Source organism: Arthrobacter sp. 10L430 (assembly GCF_056395245.1).
Window position 1 is genome coordinate 44471 of record NZ_JBFTJD010000027.1, and the last position, 8245, is coordinate 52715.

The following is an 8245-nucleotide window of genomic DNA, read 5'->3' on the forward strand; positions in this document are numbered from 1 at the left end:
CCCAGCGCCCATTTTCCCGTCGTAGGAGTCTACGGCCGTAGGCGTTTAGGGTGCCGCGTTGACCACTGTGGTCCGAACGGACGTCCACGACGTCGCGGTCCCGGCAGGAAAGTCTGGGGTGGCCTTGAGCAGGACGTCCCGTTCTCCGATCATTAGACCGGTGGCCGGATCGATGATGATGTCTCGCCTGCTTCTGCCGTCCGGTCCTACAATGCCAATGGCGACGCCGGTTTTTCCGTCGAGGGTGGCTTGGCGGTCCACCATCGTGACGCCGGGGACGAGAGCCGCAGCCTTGTAGAGAGACGCCCGCAGGTCCGCAGGAATGATGCCCGTACGCAGGGTATCCGCAATGGTCACCAATGCCTCGGCTTCCGGTGAAACCCCTGCGCCCTTGGTGCGGGAGTAGATCAGGTCCAGGAGCGCTTTGGGATCGCGGGGAAGCTTGGCGGCTTCATCCAGCCGCATGCCGTTGATCACTGTCTGTTCTCCGCCGTAGAAAGCACCGCCCGGGGCGCGCAGCGTTTCGGCCCCGGCCCCCTTGGAGCCGGAAACTGATTCCTGCATCTTGGCCGCCGCCTTCTTGGCGGCGTCGCTGAAGAAAGTCCCCGGGACCCGGTCTTCCCGGGTCCACACCCATACGCCGGTGCGGTCCGCTGGGACGTAAACCTGGCCTCCTGTCCTTTCCAGCCAGGACAACTGGCTCCCGTCTGCAAACGCTTGGGTTGTGCCGTAAACGGCGTTGGTATCGATCTTCAGGTACTGCCCCGGTTTCACCACCGGGTCGGAGGTCTTGATCGTGGCCGTGGCAGCCCTGCTGAGGACTTCGGCGGCCTCGGCGGTGGCGCCTTTGTGCGCCCCGGGAATGATGACGTCGGCGGCGACCATGGCCCCGACGAGCAGCGCGGCGGCCACGGAGGCCAAGACCGCCCGGCGGACAATCCTCCGCGGCCTCACCCCGCTGGTGGTGGCCCGGGCATCCGGCGCTCCGATTTTGGCCATGAGGGCATTCCGGCCCCGGGCAAGTGTGGCCTGGGGTGCCGAGCCAACATCGCTACGCATTGCGCGGAGCAGCTGCAAATCGTCCATGATCGTTCTCCGTATCTTCAAGTCGTTCCAGGCCCAGCGTGTCCCGCAGTGTTTTGCGGGCGCGGTTCAGACGGGACCTCACGGTGCCCACCGGCACGTCCATCGCCTGGGAGATTCCCTCGTAGGTCAGGTCGGCCCAGGCGTAGAGCAGCAGGGTTTCCCGGTCTATGGCTGCCATGGATTTCAGCGTGCCGGCGATCCGGGCCGTCGCTACGGTGGCGTCAACCTGCGCCGCGATCCGGTCCGAACTGTCACCCACTCCCTCCCGGGGAGCGGACCTGGCCAGGGTCTTCAGGGTGCGCGCCTCGGCCCGGTGGTGCCGCCGCAGCAGATTGGTGGCGATGCCGAACAGCCAAGGCCTGGCGTCGTCCCGCCCGTGGTCGAAAGTGTCCAGCCGCTCGAAGGCGACCAGGAAGGTCTCGGACGTGACGTCGTCGGCCGCGAAGTCCCCCGCCCGCCTGGCCGCGTACCGGTAGATGACTGAGGCGTGTCTGTCGTACAACTCCCCAAAGGCTGCAGGGCTGTCGCGGGACCGCCTGATGATGTCGCTGTCTGTACTCACACTCTGTATTGCCCGCTGGCCGGGAAAGGGTTCACGGAACATATCCTCCGGCGCCGGCTCACCCTTCCAGCAGCCTCCGCCGGTGCTTCAGCTCCTTCACCCACGCCCGGGTGACCATGTCCGGAAAAGGCGAGCCGCCGCCGTCGTGCGTTGTCGCGAACGCAGTGCCCGCCTCCAGGTCTGCGAGCAGCGGGCCCGCTGCTTTCAGCGCCAGGTCCACCACCTGGACCGACGCACGCTCCGTCAGCCCCAGGGCCGCGGCCCAGCTTAGGAAATGCTTCCGGGAGATGCCGCTGCGCTTGCCGGCGAGCGTCAGGGCGAGGGTCTTGTCGCCGTAGACCACGGTGGAGGGGATGTCGTACACCGGCGCGACGGACCACTCCCCTGACGGCTGCTGCACCATGGACACATTCTTGGCGTGCAGGTCGCCGTTGCCGCTCAGCCACGCAAACGCGACCTGGATGGCCAGGTTCCGCAGCGCCGGCAGCGGCGCCGCGCAGTATTCCGCCAAGGCATGGCAGACCGTCCCGAACCCCACGTTGTACTTGTCCGCCGGGTACAGCTTGAGCACCTGGGCACCGTCCTCGACGGCGAGGCGCTGCACCGCGTCCGATGCACCTGCCGCTTCGGGCCGCTCCGCCAGCGGCACCCGGTCGAATCGCTCCACTAGCAGGCCCGGGCGGCCTGCGACATCGCGCATCAGCTGCACGCGGCTCAACGGAATCCGCAGCTTGGCCGCGTAGCGGAACATGATGAACTCGTTCTCCACCACGTGCGGGAACTCGGGCGCATTGAGCTTGAGGATGAACCGCCGGCCGGCGCTGGCCACGGGCATCGAAATCATCCCGGCAGACAGTTTGTCCTGCACGCCCGCGAGCGCCACGGGATCGATCAGCCCGGAATCGCCCAGCAGCTCGTCGAAGTCCACCGGCTTCCGCGGGTCCACCTCCACGGCATGCTCCTCGGGGTCCAGAGCCTCCCCGTGCCCCACGATCTGCACGTCGCCCACCGGGTTTCCGCCCGCGGCGATGAGCAGAGACAGGTCATCGTCCGCGCTGGTCTTGATGGAACGGCGCAGCGCGTTGAGCCGGCGCCCCTCCGGCAGCAGCCCGGTGAAATAGGGCGGGGCGGCGCCTGCCGCGGACAGCACCGGCTCCGCGGTGAGCGGCAGGGAACTGGCGACGGCGGGACCGCCCGCCTGCAGGTACGCCGGCAGATAGGCGAACCTTGTGCCGCCCTCGTGCCGTTCCAGGCGCGCGGCCAGGATGCCCCGCTTATAAATGTCGGCGACGCGGTGCCTCATGGCCGGGCGCTGCTTTCAGGTTCAGCTGCTCCAGAGGCGCCGTCCGACGCCGGCTGGCTCGCGAGGGCGCGTGCCGCCTCCCTCGACCGTGTGGCGAGCCGAAGCTCCAGGCCCAGTGTCTCCAGGACGGCCAGCAGCGAGTCCAGCTGGACGCTCGGCTTGCCCTGCTCGACGAACCGGACAAACCGCTCGGAGACTCCCGCCATGTCCGCAAGGTCCTGCTGGCTGAGCCGCAGGACGGCTCTGCGCGCGCGGACTTCACCGGCAAGGTGATCGGAGAAGGATGTGGCCACGAATACCTTCTTATTAGGAACGAACGTGCCGAAATTTGCTCAGATTCAGTGTAAAACGCTTTTTGGGGGTCAGGCAACGGTATTTCGGCACGAACGTGCCGAAGGGGAATCCACACAGAATTCGGACCCATTCTATTTCTTAGAGATTTCTTGGCAGCCCGCTTCCACACTTGAATCAGGCACAGCACCACGCATGCCGAAAACGAAAGGGACAGCCTGTGACCAGGACAGAGCCGGCAACAGACAGCACCCCGGACCGCACCCGCATGGCAACGCTGCCACAGCTCCGCCACTGGATCGTGCTGCCGCTGGTCTTTGCTGCCCTGATCGTGGCCGCAGGGCTGACACTCGGCTCCGTCCCCGCCCTTACCGCTGCCGACCTGTCCGTGGATGCCGAACTCAGCCACGGCCACTCGCCCCCGCTGACCGCGGTTGCCTTGTTCTTCAACGTCGTGTTCAGCCCGGTCGGCGGCGTGCTGATGATCGCCGCGCTGTGCCTGTTCCTGCTCTTCGCCCGCCGGAGCCCGGTGAACGCGGTGGCCACCGGGCTGGTGGCGTCCGCCGCGTGGGTCAGCAGCGAACTGTTCAAGCTGGTTGTCGCCCGGCATCGGCCGGATTCCGCCGCCCTCTTCGATCCCCTGACGCCCGAGCCCGGCACCGACAGCTTCCCCAGCGGGCATACCGCCTTGGCCGCGGCCCTCGCGATCGCCGTGTTCCTCCTGGCCCGCGGCACCCGCTGGCAGTGGCCAGCCCTGGTCGGCGGAGCCCTCGTGGCCGTCGCGGTGGCCCTGTCCCGCATTTATCTGGGCGTCCATTACCCAACTGACGTGGCGGCGTCGTTCCTGTCGGCCCTGACCGGGGCGTCGTTTATCACGGGGCTGTGGAACACCTACGGGCTGGCGGTCCTGTCCCGCATACCCCTCCTTGCCCGGCTGGGCCCCGTTCCCACAGCGAGCGCGTGAGCACCGCCTCCGCGCGGGCCGCCGCATCCTGTTGGCACAATCCCCCGTGTTGGCAGAATGGTGCGTAATGGACGCCAACCGGAAGAAGCGCGTGCTGCTGGTCGAGGATGACCGGCAGCTCGGCCCCCTCATCGCCGAGCTCATCGGTGACGATTTCAACGTGACCCTCGCACGGGACGGGCAGGAGGGCCTGCACCTCGGCCTGACGCAGGAGTGGGACGCCCTGGTGGTGGACCGCGGCCTCCCGCTGCTCGACGGCGCCGCGCTCGTCTCAGCGCTGCGCGGCAAGGGCGTCAGCACCCCGGTGCTGATCCTCACTGCCCTGGGCACCGTGCAGGACAAGGTGGACGGGCTGGACGCCGGGGCCAATGACTACCTGGTCAAGCCGTTCGATGCCGCCGAGCTCGCCGCCCGCCTCCGCGCCCTGACCCGCACCTACGAGGCTCCGCAGCGGTCCCTGCCGCTCGGCGACTGGACGTACGACGCCGATGCCCGGCTCCTGCTCTCGCCTTACGGCGACCGCGTGTCCCTTTCCCCCAGAGAGGGGTCGCTGCTCGAAGTGCTGGCCACCGAACCGGAGCGGGTCTTCTCCCGCACCGAGCTCCTCGGCAAGGTGTTCACGGAAGGTGACCAGCCCGGCGCCGTCGACACTTACGTCCATTACCTCCGCCGGAAGGCAGGCCGGGACATCGTCCGCACGGTCCACGGCACGGGCTACCAGCTGGGAGAGCCGTCATGAACCCGTCCGATGCCGACCGGCTTATCCTGCGCACGGCTGCCCGCAAGGTCAGCACGCAGATCGCGCTCGTGTGCGCGGCGTGCGTCGCCGTCGTCATCCTGGCGCTCGTGCTGTTCGCGGTCTACCGGTCACAGCCGGCCGAGCTCGCCCAGCACCCTGCCGGCGCCGGCCGGATCTACATCGACGAAGCCGACGGACTGCTGGCGCTGATCTTTGGCGGCGTCCTGGGCGTGGTGCTTGCGGCAGCCGCCGGACTGGTCAGCGCGAGGAGCGCCGTGAGGCCGCTCGGCGAAGCCCTTGCGGTGCAACGGCGCTTCGTCCAGGATGCAAGCCACGAACTGCGCACGCCGCTGGCCATCCTGGACGCACGGCTGCAGCTTGCCCAGCGCAAGGCCGGTCCGGACAGCCCCGCGGCGACCACGCTTGCCCGGCTCCGCGAGGACAGCGCCGGTCTCGCCGAACTGGTGGACGACCTGCTGCTGTTGTCCGCGCCCGCTTCCATCGAGGCGACCGAGCCGGCGGAGGCGGCCACGGTCGTTGCGGCAGTGACGGACGACCTCCAGCTCCTCGCCGGCGCCGCGGGCATTGAGCTGGCCTGCTCAGCAGCCGGCCCGGCAGGCGTGCGCATTCCGACGCATTTGCTGCGGAGGATGGTCACCGCACTGGTGGAGAACGCCATTTCCCACACCCCCGATTCGGGCCGTATCAGCGTGGCCGTGACTGCCACCGGCCGCATGATCAGGATCAGCGTCCGGGACACCGGCCCGGGCATCACGGATATCGAACCGGACCGAGTGTTCGAACGGTTTGCGCGCGGGAGGCCGGCAGACCATGAGGCGGCGCGGCATAGCTACGGAATCGGGCTGGCGCTGGTCAAGGACGCGGCCATGCGCCACGGCGGCGATGTGACCGTGAAGGAAACAGGCCCCGGCGGAACGGTGCTGAGCCTCGAGCTTCCGGCTTCGTAATCCAGGCGGCCGGCGGCAGCCGCCCAATTCACAGTTGACAGTCAGGTGTGACCCGTGCCATATTTTTAAGCGTGAACCTGTCAGACAGCCGGACAGCCGGACAGCAAAGCGGAGGAAACACCTCCCCCCTTGCCCGCCTCAGCGCCGCCGAGGCTGTCTTCAACGCCATCCGCGGCGACATCGAGGGCGGCAGGGTGGGCGTGGGCGCCAAGCTCAACTCCGAGGCGGCCCTGGCCCAGCAGTACGGCGTGAGCCGATCGGTGATCCGTGAGGCCCTCCGCTCCTGCACCGCCCTCGGCCTGACCGTGACGCGCACAGGCCGGGGCACGTTTGTCGTGGCCGACCACGTAGCCAACGACCTCGTCCTCGGCCAGTTCTCCGCCCGCGACCTCACCGAGGCCCGGCCGCATATCGAAGTCCCCGCCGCGGGCCTCGCCGCCGAACGGAGGACAGCCGAAGACCTCGACATCCTCCGCGCCATGGTCACCTCCATGGCCGTGGAGACCGATCCCGAAGCCTGGGTGGCGCTCGATTCCGGCTACCACGCCGCCATCGCCCGAGCCAGCGGCAACAAGGTCTTCGAAAGCGTGGTGGCCGACATCCGCGATGCCCTGGCCCACCAGTCCGAAACCCTGAACCTGGTGACCGACCGCCAGCACGCCTCCAACGAGGAGCACCAGCGCATCCTCGACGCCATCGAAGCCGGCTCCGCCTCAGACGCCAGCGCCGCCATGAGCGAGCACCTCCGCGCCGTCGGCGAGGCCCTCGACTCCATCCTCAACCAGTAACCGCCAGCAACAATCCAACAGCCCAAGGACTCCATGCCCTCCCCTGCCATGCCGGCAAGCCCCCAGATTCCCGCGCCCGCCGCAGCCGCCCCCTGGGCAACCGCGCCCCATGAGTCTAAAAGGCTGCCCCGGCACGAACCGCTGGCCTTCCAGACCCGCGACGGCCTCGTCGAAAGCATCCATTACGGCTCGCTCATCGCCACCGCGCCTGGCGGCAGGACCCTTCTTTCCGCCGGTGACCCGCCGGCGGCTTTCTACCCGCGGTCCTCGCTCAAGCCGCTGCAGGCAGTGGCCATGGTCCGCGCCGGGCTTGATCTCCCCGGCGATCTTCTGGCCCTTGCCGCCGCAAGCCACTCCGGCGGCGCCAGGCACCGCGACGGCACCAGCCGGATCCTGCAGCTCCACGGGCTCACGGCCGCCGCGCTGGAAAACACCACCGACCTCCCCTACGGCGTGGGCGAACGAGAGGAGTGGCTCCGCGAGGGCGGCCAGGCCACCCAGATCGCCCAGAACTGCTCGGGCAAGCACGCCGCCATGGCGGCCACGTGCGTCATCAACGGCTGGCCGGTGGAGGGCTACCTCGACCCCGGGCACCCGCTGCAGAAGATCGTGGCGGAAACCGTGACGGAGCTGACCGGCGAAGAACCGTCCGGGATCAGCACCGACGGCTGCGGCACGCCGCTGTTCGCCCTGACCCTCGCCGGCATGGCGCGCGCCTTCGGCCGTCTCGCGTCCGCAGAACTGCCGGACGGTGCGTCCGCCCCCGAGAGCCCGGAAGCCGCCGTCGCGCATGCCATGCGGCACTACCCGGAGATGGTGGCAGGCGAAGGCCGGGACGTCACCGAGCTCATGCGCCTCGTGCCGGGGCTGCTGGCCAAGGACGGTTTTGAGGGCGTCCAGCTCGTGGGGCTGCCGGACGGCCGCGGCATTGCAGTCAAGATTTCCGACGGCGGCGACCGCGCCCGCATGCCTGTCACCGTCCGCGCACTGGAAGCGCTCGACGTCGACACGTCACCGCTGGCGGGCATCGCGACCAGCGCGGTGCTGGGCGGCGGCCGGCCCGTGGGTCTGCTTCAGGCCGCCGATTTTCACTCCACAGCTCCCGCAATTTCCCCAGCCAACGACGCCTTCTAAGGATTGCAAGTGACCATCACCAATACCGCTCCGGACGTCCGTTCCGAGCATGATCTCCTGGGCGACCGGGACGTTCCGGCCGCCGCGTACTGGGGTGTTCACACGCTCCGGGCCGTGGAGAACTTCCCCATCACCGGCCAGCCGCTGTCCACGAACATGCACCTGGTCCGCGGCCTGGCCGCCGTGAAACTCGCCGCCGCCCGCACCAACCTCGAACTCGGGCTCCTGGACCCCGAGCGCGCCGCCGCGATCGAGGCCGCCTGCACCGACGTGCTCAACGGGCTCCTGAACGACCAGTTCGTCGTCGACGTCATCCAGGGCGGCGCCGGGACCTCCTCGAACATGAACGCCAACGAGGTCATCGCCAACCGGGCCCTGGAAATCCTCGGCCACCCCAAGGGCGACTACGC

General features: G+C 68.6%; 10 protein-coding genes. 6 read left to right on the top strand and 4 right to left on the bottom strand.

Annotated elements, in window-relative coordinates:
* Positions 1–45: 45 nt before the first annotated feature.
* The 4 genes from AC1DDG_RS18445 to AC1DDG_RS18460 are packed head-to-tail and all read right to left on the bottom strand — an operon-like array spanning position 46 to position 3244.
* Positions 46–1086, bottom strand: a complete 1041-nt coding sequence (locus tag AC1DDG_RS18445; RefSeq protein WP_476877201.1) for a CU044_5270 family protein — start codon at positions 1084–1086, stop codon at positions 46–48.
* Entirely contained in the window at positions 1052–1648 is a 597-nt protein-coding gene (locus AC1DDG_RS18450; RefSeq protein ID WP_476877202.1) for an RNA polymerase sigma factor, read from the bottom strand. The genes AC1DDG_RS18445 and AC1DDG_RS18450 overlap by 35 nt, the downstream gene beginning before the upstream one ends.
* Before the next feature lie 58 nt (positions 1649–1706).
* Complete coding sequence (locus tag AC1DDG_RS18455; protein WP_476877203.1) at positions 1707–2951, bottom strand: type II toxin-antitoxin system HipA family toxin; 1245 nt, start codon at positions 2949–2951, stop codon at positions 1707–1709.
* A complete protein-coding gene (locus AC1DDG_RS18460; RefSeq protein WP_476877204.1) occupies positions 2948–3244 on the bottom strand; it encodes a helix-turn-helix transcriptional regulator in 297 nt (98 codons plus the stop codon). Before AC1DDG_RS18460 ends, AC1DDG_RS18455 begins: the two co-directional genes overlap by 4 nt.
* Positions 3245–3462: 218 nt before the next feature.
* Between AC1DDG_RS18460 and AC1DDG_RS18465 the strand changes: the two genes are divergently transcribed.
* The 6 genes from AC1DDG_RS18465 to AC1DDG_RS18490 all read left to right on the top strand — a co-directional run.
* Positions 3463–4206 (top strand): phosphatase PAP2 family protein, encoded by a 744-nt coding sequence (locus tag AC1DDG_RS18465; RefSeq protein WP_476877205.1) that lies wholly within the window; start codon positions 3463–3465, stop codon positions 4204–4206.
* 67 nt (positions 4207–4273) lie between these two features.
* Positions 4274–4945: a response regulator transcription factor gene (locus AC1DDG_RS18470; RefSeq protein ID WP_476877206.1), complete on the top strand. Its 672-nt coding sequence runs from the start codon at positions 4274–4276 to the stop codon at positions 4943–4945.
* Positions 4942–5913: a sensor histidine kinase gene (locus AC1DDG_RS18475; RefSeq protein ID WP_476877207.1), complete on the top strand. Its 972-nt coding sequence runs from the start codon at positions 4942–4944 to the stop codon at positions 5911–5913. The genes AC1DDG_RS18470 and AC1DDG_RS18475 overlap by 4 nt, the downstream gene beginning before the upstream one ends.
* A gap of 71 nt (positions 5914–5984) precedes the next feature.
* Entirely contained in the window at positions 5985–6701 is a 717-nt protein-coding gene (locus tag AC1DDG_RS18480) for a FadR/GntR family transcriptional regulator (protein ID WP_476877208.1), read from the top strand.
* Between the two features lie 33 nt (positions 6702–6734).
* The gene (locus tag AC1DDG_RS18485) at positions 6735–7835 is read left to right on the top strand and encodes an asparaginase (RefSeq protein WP_476877209.1); all 1101 of its coding nucleotides are present in this window, start codon (positions 6735–6737) and stop codon (positions 7833–7835) included.
* 9 nt (positions 7836–7844) lie between these two features.
* A partial coding sequence (locus tag AC1DDG_RS18490; RefSeq protein ID WP_476875853.1) for a lyase family protein occupies positions 7845–8245 on the top strand: 401 nt, incomplete at its 3' end.

Bases quoted from the DNA above. Each gene is read 5' to 3' on its own strand.
- AC1DDG_RS18445 (WP_476877201.1), bottom strand. From the start codon at position 1,086: ATGGACGATTTGCAGCTGCTCCGCGCAATGCGTAGCGATGTTGGCTCG.
- AC1DDG_RS18455 (WP_476877203.1), bottom strand. From the start codon at position 2,951: ATGAGGCACCGCGTCGCCGACATTTATAAGCGGGGCATCCTGGCCGCG.
- AC1DDG_RS18470 (WP_476877206.1), top strand. From the start codon at position 4,274: ATGGACGCCAACCGGAAGAAGCGCGTGCTGCTGGTCGAGGATGACCGG.
- AC1DDG_RS18475 (WP_476877207.1), top strand. From the start codon at position 4,942: ATGAACCCGTCCGATGCCGACCGGCTTATCCTGCGCACGGCTGCCCGC.
- AC1DDG_RS18485 (WP_476877209.1), top strand. From the start codon at position 6,735: ATGCCCTCCCCTGCCATGCCGGCAAGCCCCCAGATTCCCGCGCCCGCC.